The following is a 17,059-nucleotide window of genomic DNA, read 5'->3' as shown; positions in this document are numbered from 1 at the left end:
TAGAGATTCGGGATTTGCGATTTGCAAATCCCGGCTCAGCCCAGCCGCTCTTGCGATTCCCCAATCCCGATTCCCCAATCCCGAGCCCCCAAATGTCCGAAGCAAAACGCCTGGCTGCCGAAAAAGCGATCGATTACGTGGAAGACGGCATGATCGTCGGGGTCGGTACCGGTTCGACGGTGGCCTACTTCATCGATGCCTTGGGCCGCATCAGCCATCGCATCAAGGGGGCGGTGTCCAGCTCCGAGCAGAGCAGCGCGCAGCTCAGGCGCCATGGCATCGAGGTGCTGGATCTCAACCACACCGGCAATCTGTCGCTGTACGTGGATGGCGCCGACGAGTGCGACCCGAACCGTTGCCTGATCAAGGGTGGCGGCGCGGCGTTGACGCGCGAGAAGATCATCGCCGAGGCCAGCGAGCGTTTCATCTGCATCGTCGACCCGAGCAAGCAGGTGCCGGTGCTGGGCAAATTTCCGCTGCCGGTGGAAGTGATTCCGATGGCGCGCAGCCTGGTGGCCCGCCAGATCCTGGCGCTCACCGGCGGTCAGCCGGTATGGCGCGATGGTGTGGTCACCGACAACGGCAACGTGGTGCTGGACGTACACAACCTGCAGATCACCGACCCGGTGGCGCTGGAGCGCAGCCTGAACCAGATTCCCGGCGTGGTCTGCGTGGGCCTGTTCGCGCGTCGCCCGGCCGATGTGGTGATCGTCGGTGGCGAGCCGCCGCAGGTGATCTGAGCGACCGCGCGCGTGCACGCGCATGCGCCGTTGCGGCCCGCGTTGCGAAGCGACAGCGGGCCGAACGCCTGTCACCTGCGATGACCGGGACGACGCACCACAGCAGCTTGACGCACGCAGCCGCTTGGCAGATGGTGCGGCATCCCCGTCCACTGGTATGCCGCATGCGCCGTCTTTGTCTCCTCACCCTTGCGTTGTTGATCCTGCTCAGCGGTTGCGCCAGCAGCGGCGGCACCTGGGTGGAACTGGCCGGCACGCGCTACCAGGTGGAGCTGGCGCAGAACGATGCCGACCGCGCCAAAGGCCTGATGTTTCGCGATGCCATGGCGGACGATCACGGCATGCTGTTCGTCCACGACCGCCAGGAACCGCTGGCGTACTGGATGAAGAACACCAAGATCGCGCTGGATATCCTGTACTTCGACAATGAGCGCCGGCTGGTGTCGCAGCAGCGCGACGTGCCGCCGTGTTCGGCCGGCGACGCCTGCCCGCCCTACCCCAGCAAGCGCCCGGCCCGTTACGTGCTGGAACTCAACGCCGGCCAGGCCGCCAAACTCAGCCTGCAGGACGGCGCCAGCCTGACCCTGAGCCCGGACATCCCAAAGCTCAAGTGAATCTCACGCGACAGGCCTTTCCTGTCAGGAAGTACCGGACTTGAACCACGCGCCGCTTGCCGACACTCTTGGCAGCATGGTCGACATGCTCCCACTTCCCCATTGGACCGCGCTCGCCAGCCTGGACGACGACGCAGTGCCGTTGATGTCCACCGCGCTGCTGATCGCGCGTGACGAGTATCCGCAGCTGGACGCCGAGCTGTACGACACGCTGGTGCAAAGCCACGTCGAGCATCTGCGCCGCGAGGTGGAGGCGATCGACCTGTGGCCGCTGAAGATGGCCGCGGTCAATCGGTATCTGTTCGACGAGCTGGGCTACTCGGGCAATCACGACGAGTACTACGACCCGCGCAACAGCTACCTCAACCAGGTCTTCGAGCGCCGCCTGGGCAACCCGATCTCGCTGGCGATGGTGCAGATCGAAGTCGCGCGCCGGCTGGGCATTCCGCTGGCGGGCGTGTCGTTTCCCGGGCATTTCCTCGTGCGTTTGCCGGTGGACGACGGCGTGCTGGTCATGGACCCGTTCAACGGCGGCCGCCCGCTGGGCGTGGACGAGCTGCGCGAGCGTGCGCGCCCGCACCTGGGTGGCGAGATTCCCGACGACCGCGCCCTGGCACAGATCCTCGACCCCGCGCCGCACCGCGCGATCCTGATCCGCATCCTGCGCAATCTGCACGGCGTCTATGCCGATGCCGAACACTGGGACCGCGCCGCGCGCAGTGCCGACCGCATCCTGAAGCTGGTACCGGACCAGCCCGAGGCGCTACGCGACCGCGGCATGGCCTATCTGCACCTGGGCCACCGCAACGGCGCACGCCACGATCTGTCGCGCTATCTGCAGCTCAATCCCGGTTCGCAGGACGCGGCCAATCTGCACGAGCATCTGGTCGAGCTGAACAGTCAGCGCGCGCGCGCGCACTGAAAACACAGCGTTCGAGGCCCTCGCCGGCGCCATGCGAACGTGTGCCGGCGATGTTGTGGTGCGAAAAACGCAGCGACCCAACTGAGCAGCCAAGGCACTAGAGCGGCTAATAAAACGTAGCGAGCGGTCGTCAGGTTAGTGCGGACAGCGCGCTCAGAACCGGAGTGTACGAGTGGTACATGCCGATCCCGAGCACTGCAGCGCCCGCCCCTGACGGCGGCGCAGTAGTTTTGTTAGCCGCTCTTAGTCGATCTCGACCATCTCGAAGTCGTCCTTGGTCACGCCGCAATCCGGGCAGGTCCAGGTGTCGGGAACGTCTTGCCAGGCGGTGCCCGGGGCGATGCCTTCTTCGGGGATGCCGTCGGCCTCGTGGTAGAGAAACCCGCAGACGACGCACATCCAGGTGCGGTAGGTGGTCGTGGATGTGTCGCTCATCGGATAATCGCGGTTACGCAACGGTGGGGCTGCATTGTCCCATCCCACCCACCGCTTCCGGAAGCGCTGCCATGCCCGACCTGCACAACGCCCGCGGCGTCTACCTCATCACGCCCGACGAACCCGACACCGCGCGTCTGCTCGCGCGCACCTTGCCGCTGCTGCCCGCTGTCACCTGGCTGCAGTACCGCAACAAGCAGGCCACCGCGGCGCTGCGCCTGGAGCAGGCCAGCGCGCTGCGCCAGGCCTGCGCTGCGCACGCCGTGCCGTTGATCATCAACGACGATGCGCAGCTGGCACGACAGGTCGACGCGCAGGGCGTGCACCTGGGCGAAGACGATGGCGAGGCGGCCGCCGCGCGCGCACTGTTGGGCGAGCAGGCCATCATCGGGGTGTCGTGCTACGACGAGATCGCTCGCGCGCGCGCAGCGGTCGCGGCCGGTGCCAGCTATGTGGCCTTCGGTGCGTTCTTCCCGACCACCACCAAGGTAACGACACGTCGCGCAACGCCTGCGTTGCTGCAACAAGCTGCAGCGCTGGGAGTGCCGCGCGTGGCGATCGGTGGCATCGCGGCTGCAAAGGTGCCCGAGTTGGTGAGTGCAGGTGCCGAGTTGATTGCGGTGGTCAGCGGCGTGTACGCCGCGCCGGACCCGCTCGCAGCAGTACAGGCATATCGGGCCGGGTTTGCACGATAGCGTAGCTGGCAGACGACCGACGACCGACGACAGAAGTTACCGGCGACACGCGCAAGCGAAGACACAAGACACCGTGACTCGAGTCGAAGCGTTGTTTATTGGATGCAGTCAAAAGCTAGGTGGGTCGAGGGCGCAGTGCCCTCACCGCTCGCAGGACACGCCGTGAATCCGTCCGTGGAGGGCCCTTGGCGGCATCCATGCCGCCAAGAGGCTCGCAATCGGCAAGGACACCGCACCAGGAAATTTGCCGGCTGTTTTCTTGAGAGCTTGTTGCTCGGCTTACGGTGGCAGATGAGACGTTTGCAGGTCGCGTGTTGAAAGCCTGTCCACTGCCCGGCTTGCGATAGGAAGGTGACGGGAAGCTGGTTGACGCATAGTGATTCGACCAGCGCACGCCATGCCCTGCTTGCAACCACGCACACCGACCATCTCGACTGGTCCTTGCCCGGCGACCGTCGCGGGACCTTACGCGGCATGGATGCCGCGTAAGAGCCTACAAGGACGTACTTGCGGCGTGTCCCGCGATGGTGGGCGGGCAAGGACCCCGCAGCAAACTCACAGCGTAGAGGGCGCGGCGAGGACCCCCACCAGAAAGTCAGTCGGTTGCTTTATCCAAAACCATGCACACCCACTATCTCGACTGGTCCTTGCCCGCCCACCGTCGCGGGACCTTACGCGGCATGGATGCCGCGTAAGAGCCTACAGGGACGTACTTGCGGCGTGTCCCGCGATGGAGGGCGGGCAAGGGCCCCGCAGCCAAGCTGCAGATCAACCGCTCTAAAACCAATCCATTCGCGCAACCAACCCTCAAATAGCGCGCACGAAGGGCGGCGTGACATACAGACAACCCGGCAGCGACGCGTGCCATCACGCGTCGCTGCCGGGACCGCCCTTGTTATCTGGCGCGATCAGAAGTCGTAGCTCAATGTCACCCGGCCCGAGCGCGGCGCCTGGTAGGCCACCACCTGATCCCAGAGCGGGTTGGTGGTGTTGTCGGGCAGCTGCGAGAACGGGTAGATGTTGGTTGCGGTCTGCTCGTTGGTGATGTTGAACACGTCAAAGCGCAGTGCCAGCTTGCCTGCGGCGAATGCCGGCTTGTAGGTCACGCCCATGTCGAGCTGCGCGATCCAGCCCAGCCGCCCCTGCGAGCCGGGAGGCGACGCCACGCCGGTGCCGGTCTCCGGGTTGTAGCAGTAGTGGTAGGGACCGCCGGTGATCGCGCTGCCACCGTAGCCAGCCGGGTCGGTGCCGGTGTAGTTGTCGCCGTAGTAGTTGCCCAGGCAATTGTGCGGCGCGCCCGAGATCAGGCTGAAGTTGGCCGACGCACCCCATTGCGGAGTGAACTGGTAGAAACCGAACAACTTGAGCTGATGGCGGTGATCGTTGGATTGATCGCCGTTGAAGTGTTCCATCAGCGCCGCGTGATCCCAGCTCTGCGTGGTGGAGACCGAGGCCTGGCCCTGATAGCTGCCCAATGCGCCGCCGCTGCGCCACAGGTCCGAACGCACCTGACCTTCGGTGGTGCCGTAGCTATGCGACCAGACGTAGTTGACCTTGGCATACCACTTGCCGTCGAACGGGCGTTCCAGGTTGAACTCGACTGCCGAGTAATTGCGCTTGAACTTCGGAAAACCCGCAGCCTCGCGGCTCACCGACACTTCATGGAACTGGCCATCGGTGCCGATCACGCCCCAGGTGTTCGTCTGGCCCGGATTGATCAACGATGCACCGGCGACCTGCGAGAAGTCGATGGTCACGCCCTGCGCGGCCGCCGCGGCGATCAATGCGGTATTGGAGACGTCGTAGTTCTGATCGTCGATACCCGCATTGAGGCGGCGATGCGTGCCGCGCACGCCCAGCACCCAGCCGGTCTCCAGCTGCTTGGTGAAACCGAGGATGACTTCGTCCTGGTTCTCGCCCTCGATGTCCTTGACCACTGCAGTGCGCACATCGGCGATGCGGCCGAAGCGCGAGTTGGCCGACACGGCCGACCCCAGCTGCTGCGCGAGAATCGGCGTGCCATCGGCGTTGATGCCGCTGTAGGTGAAGTAGGTATCGGTGGTGGTGGCCGGAGTGAACAGACTCACTGCCGACAGCGGCAGGCCGAGATAGTAACGGCCGACGTTGCCGAACACCTTCAGACTGGAATCGCCGTTGACGTCCCAACTGAAGCCCAGACGCGGCGCCCAGGCGTTATCCACTTCGATATAGGGGTCGCCGAACGGGGTGTAGTTGGTGAACTCGTCCTTGCGCAGGCCGATGCTCAACAGCAGGTTGTCGGTGACCTGCCACTTGTCTTCGATGTAGTACGCGCGTTGCTTGGCCTCGTAGGAGTACAGGCTGGTATTGATATTGCGTACCACGTAATAGCCGCTCGCCCCGTTGACGGGATCGACCAAACCGGGGCTCGGCGCGCCAATGCCGCCGGCTTCGTTGGCAGATTGACTGATCAGGCCATTGTTTTCCAGCCCGTAGGGATCGTTGGTCTGGCCGTAGGTCCACGCAAAGCCGGGGCCGGACAGCACCGAGCCCACGTCGATGCCTTCGGACTTCTGGTTGTCGATACCGAAGTTGAGGGTGTGGTGGCCGAGGCGCCATTCCAGATTCAGGCGCTGATTGTCTTTCTTGTATGCGCGATCCGGTGAACTGACCGAGGTGACCAGTTGATTGCCGATGCGCGGTGTGCCGCCGGTGTAGGCCGGATTCTGCAGCGCGGCGCTGTTGATGACGGGGCCGCCGGCCGCGTCGTAGTTGAAGGGGGTCAACTCGTCGGGCGTTTTCATCTTGCCGTACAGCGCGGTCACGGTGAGGTTGTCGCTGAGGTAGCCGGTGTACTTGCCGGTAAACAGGGTCGGGCCGGTCTTCCAGGTGGATTCGTCAGTGAAATAGCTGCCGCGCTGGCGATTGACGTAGTCGTAGCGGTAGATCGACCCGTTGGTCTCCGCCTCGTCGCTGGCGCCGGTCAGCTCGATCAGGTGGTTGTCGGTGATGTTCCAGTCCACCTTGGCGTACCAGCGTTTCTGCTTGTAGTCGTAATCGGTGAGGCCGCCGGTGCGGCCGTTGTCGGTGTCGCGATTGGTGCCGACGCGTACGCCGTCCGAATCCACCTGTTCGGCGGCCAGGAAGAAGAACAGCTTGTCCTGGATGATCGGCCCGCCCACGTAGGCGCTGTAGGTGGTCTGGTTGGCTTCGGCCTCGCTGGCCGGCTGATACAGGCCGTTGGCCGAGCGCGCGTAGCGGTAGGCAGCGTTGTTGGTCGTGCTGCCCTGGCTGTCCGGGCGCCAGTAGATGTCGCGCTGGTTGGCCTTGAGGCCGTTCGGCTCCCAGATCACCGCCGCGCCGAACTTCCACTCGTTGGTACCGCGCTTGCCGATCTGGTTGATCACACCGCCATTGGCGCGGCCGTACTGCGCGCCGTAGCCCCCGGTGAAGATTTCCTGCTGGTCGATGGCGCCATACGGCAAGGTCAGACCGCCCAGGTTGTTGCTGATGGTGGTGGTGTTGAAACCGTTGAGGTAATAGGCGTTTTCGCTGGCGGCCGAGCCACCGAAGCTGGGCAGCGAGCCGCCGAGCGGGCCATTGTCGAAGCCGCCGCTGTTGACCACCACGCCCGGTGCCAGCAGCGCGATCGCTTCGGCAGTGCGGCCCAGCGGCAGTTGCTGCAGCTGCTCGGCGGTGACCACGGTGCGGGTGTCCACGCTACTGACATCGATGGTGGTCAGGCCTGCGGCGGTGACGGTGACGCTGTCCAGGGTCTGCATGCTGCTCCCCGAGGCGGCCGCGAACGAGACGTCGGTGTTGGCGCCGACGGTGATCGCGACGTTCTCGCGGGTTTCCACCACCGCGCCATCGCGCTTGACCGTGACCTTGTAGGTGCCCAGTGGCAGATTGCCGGCGGTGTACCGGCCGCGCGCATCCACCGGCACTTCGCGGCTGAACCCGCTGTTGTTTTCCACCAGCACGCTGGTGCCGCTGCTCTGCCCCACGCTGCCGACGATGCTGCCGCTGGTGGACTGCGCGTGGACGCTCCCCATGGCCACGACCAGCGCCAACGCCAACGCACGCTTCTGGATACTACGGTTCATGCTGTCTCCCCAAGTCTGGAACTGTCGGCAACGCGACAAAAATGAACGGCGCCAATGGCTACCGGAATCACACTCTCTGAACATCTGCCGCAGGAGACCAATGACTGCGGGTCATTTGCTCATGCCAAACCGTCGATACCCTCCCGTTCGATCATAGGCAGCCGTATCGCCCTACCCGTCAGCTCCGACGGGTAGGCAGGCACCTGGTGGGTAGGCGGACGGGGGCCGCAAGCCTGACAATGGCGGGTGCGCCGCCTGCAGTCGGGCAGCGCCGCCCCCAATCGGTACCATTCAAGGATCTGCGCGCATGAACCACACCCGCTCCCACGCCCTGTTCGCCCAGGCACAGACGCTGCTGCCCGGCGGCGTCAACTCACCGGTGCGTGCATTCAAGTCGGTCGGCGGCGAGCCGTTCTTCGTGGCGCGCGCCGACGGCCCGTATCTGTACGACGTGGACGACAACCGCTATATCGACTACGTGGGTTCGTGGGGGCCGATGATTGCCGGCCACAATCACCCCGCGGTACGCGAAGCGGTGGAGCGCGCGATCCGCGACGGCCTGTCGTTCGGTGCGCCATGCGCGGCCGAAGTCACCATGGCCGAGACAATCCGTCGGCTGGTGCCGTCCTGCGAGATGGTGCGCATGGTCAATTCCGGTACCGAAGCCACGCTGTCGGCGGTGCGCCTGGCGCGCGGCGCCACCGGTCGCAACCGCATCATCAAGTTCGAAGGCTGTTACCACGGCCACGGCGACTCGTTCCTGGTCAAGGCCGGCAGCGGCATGCTGACCCTGGGCGTGCCGACCTCGCCGGGCGTGCCGTCCGGCCTGAGCGAGCTGACCGCCACCCTCTCCTTCAACGACTTCGAAGGCGCCACCGCCATGTTCGACGAGATCGGCGCCGACGTGGCAGCGGTGATCATCGAACCGGTGGTCGGCAACGCCAACTGCATTCCGCCGCAGGCCGGTTATCTGCAGCACCTGCGCACGCTGTGCACCCGGCATGGCGCGCTGCTGATCTTCGACGAGGTGATGACCGGTTTCCGCGTCGCGCTCGGTGGCGCGCAGGCGCATTACGGAGTGACCCCGGACCTGAGCACCTTCGGCAAGATCATCGGCGGTGGCATGCCGGTGGGCGCGTACGGCGGCCGGCGCGACTTGATGGAGCAGATCGCTCCCGCCGGCCCGATCTATCAGGCCGGCACCTTGTCCGGTAACCCGGTGGCGATGGCGGCTGGCCTGGCGATGCTGGAGCTGGTGCAGGAGCCGGGCTTCCACGACCGCCTGAGCGAAGCCACCAGCGTGCTGTGCGAGGGGCTGGAAGATGCCGCGCGCGCCGCCGGCGTTGCCGTCACCACCAACCAGGTCGGCGGCATGTTCGGCTTGTTCTTCACCGACGACATCGTGGAGAGCTACGCGCAAGCCACCGCCTGCGACATCACCACCTTCAACCGTTTCTTCCACGCGATGCTGCAGCGGGGCGTGTATCTGGCGCCGTCGGCGTACGAGGCCGGCTTCATGTCCAGCGCGCACGATGCGGCGGTGATCGACGCCACGCTGGCCGCCGCGCGCGAGGCATTTACGGAAGTGGCGCACTGAGGCGTCTTCAGACGTCGCGCTGCCTGCAAAGTGGCTCGGGCACGCAGACCTGGTGTTGCGTGAAAGCGAGGCGTGCTTCGCGGTGGTCCGCGAGGCACGCGCCATCGGCGATGCCTGACGTGATTTTCCAGGTCCGCGCCGACGCTGAACAGGCACGGCGCCGGCATCGCGTCCGGCTTCATGCGTCTGGACGGACTAGGTTGCTGCCCGGCGCTTGCGCACACCCTGCGCCATCGCTTGCTGCATTCAGGCGGCGGCGCGGCGACACGCTTTGCTTTTGTCTTGTGGCTGTCATACCTTTCTGAAAGGTGTCCACGGATGGGCATGGGTGGGGACCCTCGAAGCAGCCGATCTGCCGTCGTCGCCGGTCACGGTGACGCCATCTGCATCGCCGCTGTTTCATCACGATCTGCAGCGTGTCGAGCCGGCGCGCTGCCGACGCTTGCCAGGGCCGCCCTCGCCTCATGCTCAAGCCTGTTGCGTTGCTCACACCGCGCCCCTCACCGTCGCGCGATTCCGCCCTTCCCGATTGGCTGCTTGCCAGCAAGCTGGAGCCACCGCTGCCGCGTGCCGGGGCTGTGGTGCGCGGCGCCTTGCTGGCTGCGCTGGATCACGCCCAGGCCCGGCCACTCACCCTGCTGCTGGCACCGCCCGGATTCGGCAAGACCACGCTGCTGGCGCAGTGGCATGCGCAGCTGCGCGCGCACGACCACATTGCGGTGTCCTGGCTGTCGCTGGACGAAGAGGACGCCGATGCCGCGCGCTTCCTTGGCCATCTGGCGTTGGCGATCCAGTACGCCGGTGCGGATCCGGCACTGTGTGCGGCGGTGCTGCACAACCGCGACCAGGATCCGCGCGAAGCGGTGACCTTGCTGATCCGCGCGTTAAGCGCTGCGCCCCGGCGCATCAGCGTGATTCTCGACGATTACGACCGGCTCGGCAGCGGCATCGTCGACGAGCTGGTGCTGCGCCTGGTCGAACACGGCGGCGGACGTCTGCACCTGTTGCTGGCCACCCGGCGCGTGCCGGCACTGCCGCTGGCGCGGCTGGACCTGCAGGCGCAGCTCAGCCGTCTCGGCAGTGCGCAGCTGGCACTGGATGAGTCCGAAGCGCAGGCATTGCTGGGTCCTCAGGTACCGGCACCGGTCGTGGACGAATTGCTGCGCTACACCGAAGGCTGGCCGGTGGCGCTGCATCTGGCGCGCTTGTGGCTGGAAGGCGGCGCGCAACGTCAACAGGAAGTGGCCGCGCGTTTCTCCGGCCGCAGTGCGCAGATTGCCGCATATCTGACCGAACAGGTGATCAACGATCTGGATGCAGACACGCGCGATCTGCTGTTGCGGACCAGTCCATTGGAGCGCGTCAACGCAGCGCTGGCCGATGCGGTGCGCCAGCGCGACGACAGCGGCCGCCTGCTGGCGCGGCTGGAACACTTCCACGGCCTGCTGGTACCCATGGATGGCGAGCGCGAATGGTTCCGCTATCACCCCTTGTTTGCCGACTTCCTGCAGCAGCTGCTCGATCGCGAACATCCCGGTCAGGCCACGCAACTGCATCAACGGGCCGCACGCTGGTTTGGCGATCGTCAGCACCTGGCCGAAGCGGTGCGGCACGCATCGCGTGCCGAGTGCGGCGATCTGGCAGCCAGCTACATCGCGCGCGCCGGCACCTGGCAATTGTTGCTGACTCACGGCACGCACGCGGTGCGCGCGCTGCTGCGGCATTTCGAACACCGCACCATCCGCGACACCCCGGCGCTGAATCTCACCCAGGCGCATCTGCACGCAAAGCTTGGCGAGTTCAGCCATGCGCGCCTGCTGCTGGAACGTTTCCGCGACTTCCCGGCTGCGCTGCGCGAGCCCTTGCAGCGCGACTACACGGTGGTGGTGGCACTGTTGCGCGACCGCCTCGACGAGATCTGCGGCAATCCGCATGGCCTGACCCAGATCGCCGCGCAAGCCGCCGCGCTGGACGAGGACGACCATCTGGGCCGTGGCATGTTGCTGTGCATCTGTGCCACCATTGCCATTGCGCAGGGCGCCTTTGCAGTGGCCGAACGCTACGCTCTCAACGCACGCGATGCGATGCAGCGCGGTGGCAGCGGACCGGGCGCGAACCAGGCGCTATTGGCGCTGGGCCAGAGTTTTTTCTATCGCGGACAGCTCAGCGACGCCGAAGCCTGTTACCGACAGGCCCTGAACTGCTGCGCCCACGCCCCGCAGCTGGATCGCGTCCTGGAGGCGGCCGGCCAATGCCTGCTCGCACAACTGCATTACGAACGCGGCCACCACGACGAAGCGGCCGACCTGCTGCATCCGGCGCTGGAATTGCTGGAACAGCACGACGGCAGCATGGATGTGCTGGCCGCCGCCTACGACACCGCGCTGGGACTGGAGCGCGTACGCGACCACAGCGGGCGCAGCGCATTGCCGCTGCTCGAACACATCGAGCAGATTGCCCACGGGCGCAAGCTTACGCGGCTGTCGGAGCTGGCCGCAGCGTGGCGCTTGATGCTGTTGCTGGAACATCCGGGCAATGCCGCAATCGATGTGCTGATCGCACGTACCGGCGGCGAATCCGGACTGGCGCATACGCTGCGCTCGCCCCACCGCTGGCGCGATCGCGCGGCGATGGGCTTTGCGCTGGCACGCTGGCATCGGCTGGCCGGACGCAGCAGCGCCGCGCTGACCATCCTGGGCCAGATCGAACAGGCCTGCCTGTCCAACGACAACCTGTGCCATCTTGCGCGCACCCGCGCACGCATCGCCCTGGTGCTGCAGCAGCGCGGCGAACTGGCTGCAGCGCTACCGCATCTGTACAGCGCGCTCGATCATGTTGCCCTGACGCAGAGCTGGCAGGCGATCGTCGAACTCGGCCTGCCGGCCAAGGCGATGCTGCGCTCGCTGCGTCAACACGACCCGCATACCGTCGGCGGCACCACCCGCGCACTCACCATCCAGGCCCTGCTCGAACGCCTCAGCGGTGACGAGGACCCGGCTGGCGACATCTTCAGCGAGCGCGAGCTGGAAGTGCTCGCGCAACTGGCGCGTGGGTACTCCAACAAACAGATCGCCCGCTGTCTGCACCTGTCGGAAAACACGGTCAAGTTCCATTTGAAGAACCTCTATCGCAAGCTCGATGCACGCAGCCGCGAAGGCGCGTTGGCGCAGGCCTCGCAACGCGGACTGCTGCGCGCAATGGCACCGCCAGGCGGGTCGGAGACGGCGCCGGGTTGACCGCCGGTGCCGGCGCTATGCGCCTGTGGTGATGGCCGAAGGCGTTGGCTCGCACACCAGGGAGCTGGCCTTCCACGCAGAGAATCGGCGGTGCTGGATGGAGCTGACGATTGCCGCCTTCAGCATCCCGCAGATCGCCAGCGACCGCGCCTTCGCGCGTCGATACAACGGGCTTGGCGGCCGGGAGCAGTGGTAAACCCTGCATGCGACAGCAAGCTGGGAGTCTAGCTCGTGATCCAGAAGCTGCCCGGCTACGAGAACAGGTGAGCGTGGCGCGACAGCGCGCCTCCATTCCACCACGTCACTCGCGTAGCCGATAGCACGCACCTGCGGCACGTGACACCTCATCCGAAATGCAGCGTACCCTTCATCATCGCCCAGTGGCCGGGGAACGAGCAGAAGAAGGTGTAGTCGCCGCCCTTGCTCAACTTGCTGGTGGGAAAGCTCACCGTGGTGCTGTCGCCGCCGCCGATCACCTTGGTGTGTGCGATCACGCGCGCGTCGGCCTTGGGCAGATAGCTGTCGGCAATGGTGGAGCGTATGCCGGCATTGGCCACTGCCTGGAAGTCGGCGGACTTGGTCAGCACCCAGTTGTGCCCCATCACCGTGGCGGCCATCTTGCCGGAGTGCTTGAGCGTGAGGTCCACCTGCGTGCAGTCGGGCGCCAGCGTGATCGCGCTCTGGTCGAACTTCATCTGATCGTTGCCGGTGATGGTGACGGCGCAGGTGCGCGCCCATGCCGAAGGCGCCAGCAGCACCAGGCCGAGCACGGCAATTGTCGAAAACACTTTCAAGGGAACACTCCTGCGTTGAAGGATGCGCGACGCACGCTGCGTCTGTCCACGCCAGCGCATTCGCATGCGCCGGTAGTGCCAGAGTAACGCCTCATGCATACCGGAAAAAAGTATCCATCGGGTCATGCACAGCGGCCGTGGCGTCCGGCAGTGGCAATGGGCCGCGCTTGCCGGCGATCACCTGCACGAAGGCCTGCTTGAAGCGCGCCATTTCCGCGTCGGTGCCGACGGTGATGCGCGACCAGGTCGGCCACACCGGCCAGCTGCGCCCGATGAACACGCCATGGGTGGCCATGTCGTCCTTGAAGCCGGCGGCAGGGCGCTTCACGTCGACCATGAAGCAGTTACTCTCCGAAGCGGTGCAGGCGTAACCCTGCCTGGCGAGAAATTCCATCACGTCCTTGCGTGTGGCCGCGGTGCGTGCGCGCCGCTGCGGCACCAGTGCGGGATCGCGTAGGCTGGCCAGGCCTGCGGCGGCGGCGGTCACCGGCAGGCTGTTGACGCTGTAGAACATCAGCTTGGCCAGCAGGTCCGGGCGCGCGGCCGCATAGCCCAGGCGAATGCCGGCCATGCCGTAGAGTTTGGAGAAGGTACGCAACACCACCACGTCCTCGCCCGCGGCGACCATGTCGACCACGCTACTGGTGCTCTGCGCAAAGTGGATGTAGGCCTCGTCGACCACCAGCACGCTGCCCTTGGGCTTGTGCGCCAGTGCGTAATCCAGATCCTTGCGCGCGGTGACCGAGCCGGTGGGATTGTTGGGATTGCAGATGTAGATCACGCCGGGGCTGGCGTCGGCGGCGCACATCGCCTGCACATCATGCGAGAAGTCCCTGCGCAGCGGCACCTTGATCAGCTTTGCGCCATTGCGGGTGGCGGCGCGCCAACCGGATTCGTAGGTGGGATCGGCAGTGACGAGCGCTGCGCTGGGCGAGGTGAACGCCAGCATCGTGTAGTCCAGCGGCTCGGTGGACCCGGCGTAGGCCATCAGGTGAGTGACCGGCAGTTTCAGCTCGGCGGCCAGGGTCTCCATCAGTTCCATCTGCACATCGCGCAGGTAGCGTCCGCCTTGCGGCGCGATCTGCGCGATGGCCTTGACCGCAGCAGCCGACGGGCCGTCGGGAAACTCGTTGGAGCCGATCATCACCGGCGACAGCGCACTCGCCGGTGTCGGCACGATGGCGGCGGAGCGTTCGGCGGCGCCGGCCAGCAGCGGCAGCGCACTCGCACCGGCAGCGCCGGCAAACAGCGCGGAGTCACGCAGGAACGTGCGGCGCGATAGAGCAGTTTTCATGACAACCTCCAGCAGGACGACAGCACGGATTCAAGGACGAACGGCGACCACTTCGATTTCCACCCGATACAACGGATTGCCGAGCGCGGCGATCTGGAAGGCCGATCGCGCCGGCAGATTAGGCTGCTCCTTGGTGCCGAAGAACTGGCGGTAACCCTCCATGAAACCGTTGAAATCCATCTTGCCGCCCATTGCCGGATCGCCGACCAGAAACACCTGCATCTTCACCACATCGCCCATCCCCAAGCCGAGCGCTGCAAGTTGCTGCTTGATCTGATTCAACACGCTCACCGTCTGCGCCTTGGTGTCGCCATATGCGGTAGCCGAGTCCTTGGGCGCACTGGCATCCACCACCGCCGGCACCTTGCCGCTGACATAGACGGTGGCCTTGCCGGCGGGAATTTCCACGGCGGCGGCGATGGGGAAATCGCTGTTGGGGATCTTGTGGCGGATCACTTCGGCGGCATGCGCCGCGGCCAAACCCGCAGACCACAACATGGCGGCGGTGAGAACGGCAGTCACTGGACGGGACATGGCAATTCCTTGCATGAGAGAAAGAGGGAGAATCAGTGGCGCAGCAACTTGACGTCGTCGATGGTGACGCGCTCGGCATGATCATTGCCGAAGTGCGTGCGCACATAACTCACCACCTCGGCCACCTGGCGGTCGTTGAGCATCTCGCCGAAGCCGGGCATGCCGGCGTGGCCGTCGAGCACCATCATGGTGACGTAGGGGCCGGCGGCCAGCTTGGGATTGCCGGCAAGCGCGGGATACTCGCCCGCACCTTGCGCGCCACGCCCGGCCGGCATGTGGCAGCCCTGACAGATTGCCTGGTAGACATCCTGACCGGAGGCCTTGGCAAAGCCCTGTTGCGGGAAGAGCTGGGTGGCATCGGAACTCTGCGCCCGGGCGTCGTACGCGCCCGGTGGCAACAACAACGCAGCCATCGCAATGACGAACGTGGCAGCAGCCAATCGTGGTAACAGGCTCATGCGCGACCTCCTCCGGCCAGCACTTTGCGATGCAGACGGCCCACGACATCGTGCGCGGACAGGATCGCGCCTTCCTGCCAGGCCGGGATATAGGAGACGTGTTCACCGGCCAGCGCCAGGCGCCCATCGATCTGGCACAGCGGCGTGTAGTGTTGCGCACGCGCCTGCTCGCTCCACATGCCGAAACAGCCATGCGTGAACGGCACGCGGTGCCAGCCGACCGAAATGCCGTTCTCGAACTCGCGCGGATACTGCGGATGCAGCTGCGTGCCGTATTCGACCACCTTGCGCACGCGCTGTTCGGGGGGCATCGAGGTGAACTGATAGGCGTCCAATCCCCATACATACGCACCGAGCAGCACGCCCTTGCCGGGGCTGTGATAGTTGGTGCTGGGATAGCTGATCATGCTGATCGGCAGATCGGTGTAGCTGATGCCGCCGTAGATGGCTTCGTCCTCTTCCCAGAAGCGGCGCTTGAATTGCAGCCCCACTTTCACCGATGCCGCATATGGCACCTGGCCGATCGCGGTGGTCATCGCGTCGCTGGCGGTGACCGGAAGACGGCTGAGCACCGATAACGGAATCGTGCAGATGCACCAATCGGCACTGGCGATGCGTTCTTCGCCGCCGCGCGCGGCATCCTGCCAGGACACCCGCACACCGTTGCCATCCTGATCGATCTTGGTGACCTTGGCGTTGTAGGTGATGGCATCGCCGAGCCGGGACGCGAACGCCTTGCCGATCTGGTCCATGCCGCCCACCGGCTGGAACATGGTGGTCTGCATTTCGTAGTTGTTGCCGGCCGCCAGCGTGGTCCACAGGCGCGAACGCAACACGTCCTGCACGCTGAAAGGATCGGAGAACTCCGGCTTGCCCGACAGGCCGCCCCCGGGATAACGCGCAAAACCGCGCCGCTCGCTGCTCTCCTTGCCTTTGACGTAGCCGAACTTCTGGTCGAGCGCGCCCCATGTCCGTAAGGACTCCAACAATATTTCCTGATCTTCGCGGCTGACGCTCTTGTCCAGGCCCTGCTGCTGCGTGCACTTGGCCAGCAACTCGGAAACGTGGCCCTTGTAATCGGCATCGATGGCGCGAAAACGCTGCGGCTTGCCGCCAAAGCCTTGTTGGCTGTGCAACAGCGCGTTGTAGTTGACCTGGTTGAACGCCTCCAACGCCACACCGAATTGCTTGCAGTAACCCAGCACCGCCTTGTGATGATGCGGAATGCGCCACGGTCCTGGGTTGAGGTACAGCCCGTCGTCGAACTGACAGTGCTGGGTCGCGCCACCCAGTTCGGTGTAACGGTCGCCGCCGCGCAGCGTCCAGTTACGTCCGCCCGGGCGGTCGTTGTATTCCAGCAACTGCACGCGGTACCCCGCCTTGCGCAGTTCGAACGCCGCCGCCATGCCGGCCAGCCCCGCCCCCAGAATCAGCACCGAGGCGCCCTTCGGGTCGCCATCCAGCTGCAACGGTCCTGTGTAATCGGATTCGGCCGCCATGCCCAGGCTGCTCATCGCCTGATACATCATCGCGCCGCCAGCGGTCATGCCGATGCGCGCCAGCAGTTGCCGCCGCGTCATCGCCCCGGAGTGATTGCCTTGCATCAACGCGTAGTCCTTGCATGTCATGGATCGAGTAGGACTGACACCACCGAT

At 65.4% G+C, this 17,059-nt stretch carries 13 protein-coding genes and 1 other RNA gene; 6 read left to right on the top strand and 8 right to left on the bottom strand.

Annotated features, from left to right (window positions below; translation table 11 throughout):
- The first annotated feature begins 92 nt into the window (after positions 1-92).
- From rpiA to FHT09_RS02320, 3 genes are all read left to right on the top strand, one after another.
- Complete coding sequence (gene rpiA, locus FHT09_RS02330; RefSeq protein ID WP_104561307.1) at positions 93-740, top strand: ribose-5-phosphate isomerase RpiA; 648 nt, start codon at positions 93-95, stop codon at positions 738-740.
- A gap of 164 nt (positions 741-904) precedes the next feature.
- On the top strand, positions 905-1,354 hold the full coding sequence (locus FHT09_RS02325) for a DUF192 domain-containing protein (protein ID WP_104605051.1): 450 nt from the start codon (positions 905-907) through the stop codon (positions 1,352-1,354).
- Between the two features lie 40 nt (positions 1,355-1,394).
- A complete protein-coding gene (locus FHT09_RS02320; RefSeq protein ID WP_104605053.1) occupies positions 1,395-2,276 on the top strand; it encodes a SirB1 family protein in 882 nt (293 codons plus the stop codon).
- A 104-nt stretch (positions 2,277-2,380) separates the two neighbouring features.
- Here the strand turns inward: FHT09_RS02320 and FHT09_RS02315 are convergent.
- Together FHT09_RS02315 and FHT09_RS02310 are read right to left on the bottom strand one after the other, a co-directional pair.
- A non-coding RNA gene (locus FHT09_RS02315) (sX9 sRNA) lies at positions 2,381-2,457 on the bottom strand.
- A gap of 62 nt (positions 2,458-2,519) precedes the next feature.
- The gene (locus FHT09_RS02310; protein ID WP_104536211.1) at positions 2,520-2,759 is read right to left on the bottom strand and encodes a rubredoxin; all 240 of its coding nucleotides are present in this window, start codon (positions 2,757-2,759) and stop codon (positions 2,520-2,522) included.
- Between the two features lie 23 nt (positions 2,760-2,782).
- On the opposite strand from FHT09_RS02310, the gene thiE reads away from it, so the two are divergent.
- Positions 2,783-3,406 carry a thiamine phosphate synthase gene (thiE, locus tag FHT09_RS02305; protein WP_104605055.1) on the top strand — a complete coding sequence of 208 codons (624 nt, stop codon included), beginning with the start codon at positions 2,783-2,785 and terminating at the stop codon, positions 3,404-3,406.
- Positions 3,407-4,314: 908 nt separating this feature from the next.
- On the opposite strand, the gene FHT09_RS02300 is transcribed toward thiE, so the two are convergent.
- On the bottom strand, positions 4,315-7,491 hold the full coding sequence (locus FHT09_RS02300; RefSeq protein WP_181141236.1) for a TonB-dependent receptor: 3,177 nt from the start codon (positions 7,489-7,491) through the stop codon (positions 4,315-4,317).
- Positions 7,492-7,798: 307 nt separating this feature from the next.
- Between FHT09_RS02300 and hemL the strand changes: the two genes are divergently transcribed.
- Positions 7,799-9,088, top strand: coding sequence for a glutamate-1-semialdehyde 2,1-aminomutase (gene hemL / locus FHT09_RS02295; RefSeq protein WP_104605059.1), 1,290 nt, complete (start codon positions 7,799-7,801; stop codon positions 9,086-9,088).
- A gap of 464 nt (positions 9,089-9,552) precedes the next feature.
- Positions 9,553-12,324, top strand: coding sequence for a LuxR C-terminal-related transcriptional regulator (locus FHT09_RS02290; RefSeq protein ID WP_104605061.1), 2,772 nt, complete (start codon positions 9,553-9,555; stop codon positions 12,322-12,324).
- 344 nt (positions 12,325-12,668) lie between these two features.
- Here the strand turns inward: FHT09_RS02290 and azu are convergent, their stop codons facing one another.
- The 5 genes from azu to FHT09_RS02265 all read right to left on the bottom strand — a co-directional run bounded on the left by azu (position 12,669) and on the right by FHT09_RS02265 (position 17,008).
- The gene (azu, locus tag FHT09_RS02285) at positions 12,669-13,118 is read right to left on the bottom strand and encodes an azurin (RefSeq protein WP_104605063.1); all 450 of its coding nucleotides are present in this window, start codon (positions 13,116-13,118) and stop codon (positions 12,669-12,671) included.
- Between the two features lie 91 nt (positions 13,119-13,209).
- Entirely contained in the window at positions 13,210-14,412 is a 1,203-nt protein-coding gene (locus tag FHT09_RS02280; RefSeq protein ID WP_104605065.1) for a pyridoxal phosphate-dependent aminotransferase, read from the bottom strand.
- Positions 14,413-14,442: 30 nt separating this feature from the next.
- Positions 14,443-14,946: a RidA family protein gene (locus FHT09_RS02275; RefSeq protein WP_104605067.1), complete on the bottom strand. Its 504-nt coding sequence runs from the start codon at positions 14,944-14,946 to the stop codon at positions 14,443-14,445.
- A 32-nt stretch (positions 14,947-14,978) separates the two neighbouring features.
- Positions 14,979-15,404: a cytochrome c gene (locus tag FHT09_RS02270; RefSeq protein WP_104605069.1), complete on the bottom strand. Its 426-nt coding sequence runs from the start codon at positions 15,402-15,404 to the stop codon at positions 14,979-14,981.
- On the bottom strand, positions 15,401-17,008 hold the full coding sequence (locus FHT09_RS02265) for a flavin monoamine oxidase family protein (protein WP_181141237.1): 1,608 nt from the start codon (positions 17,006-17,008) through the stop codon (positions 15,401-15,403). The genes FHT09_RS02270 and FHT09_RS02265 overlap by 4 nt, the downstream gene beginning before the upstream one ends.
- Positions 17,009-17,059: the final 51 nt, after the last annotated feature.

This window comes from Xanthomonas sp. CFBP 8152 (assembly GCF_014199025.1).
GTDB lineage: Bacteria > Pseudomonadota > Gammaproteobacteria > Xanthomonadales > Xanthomonadaceae > Xanthomonas > Xanthomonas arboricola_B.
Note: the sequence above shows the minus strand (reverse complement) of the source record. Positions and strands in the feature narration are given on the sequence as shown.

Coding starts and splice junctions, on each gene's coding strand:
- rpiA (WP_104561307.1), top strand. CDS start 93: ATGTCCGAAGCAAAACGCCTGGCTGCCGAAAAAGCGATCGATTACGTG.
- FHT09_RS02325 (WP_104605051.1), top strand. CDS start 905: ATGCGCCGTCTTTGTCTCCTCACCCTTGCGTTGTTGATCCTGCTCAGC.
- thiE (WP_104605055.1), top strand. CDS start 2,783: ATGCCCGACCTGCACAACGCCCGCGGCGTCTACCTCATCACGCCCGAC.
- FHT09_RS02300 (WP_181141236.1), bottom strand. CDS start 7,491: ATGAACCGTAGTATCCAGAAGCGTGCGTTGGCGTTGGCGCTGGTCGTG.
- hemL (WP_104605059.1), top strand. CDS start 7,799: ATGAACCACACCCGCTCCCACGCCCTGTTCGCCCAGGCACAGACGCTG.
- FHT09_RS02290 (WP_104605061.1), top strand. CDS start 9,553: ATGCTCAAGCCTGTTGCGTTGCTCACACCGCGCCCCTCACCGTCGCGC.
- FHT09_RS02280 (WP_104605065.1), bottom strand. CDS start 14,412: ATGAAAACTGCTCTATCGCGCCGCACGTTCCTGCGTGACTCCGCGCTG.
- FHT09_RS02275 (WP_104605067.1), bottom strand. CDS start 14,946: ATGTCCCGTCCAGTGACTGCCGTTCTCACCGCCGCCATGTTGTGGTCT.
- FHT09_RS02270 (WP_104605069.1), bottom strand. CDS start 15,404: ATGAGCCTGTTACCACGATTGGCTGCTGCCACGTTCGTCATTGCGATG.
- FHT09_RS02265 (WP_181141237.1), bottom strand. CDS start 17,008: ATGCAAGGCAATCACTCCGGGGCGATGACGCGGCGGCAACTGCTGGCG.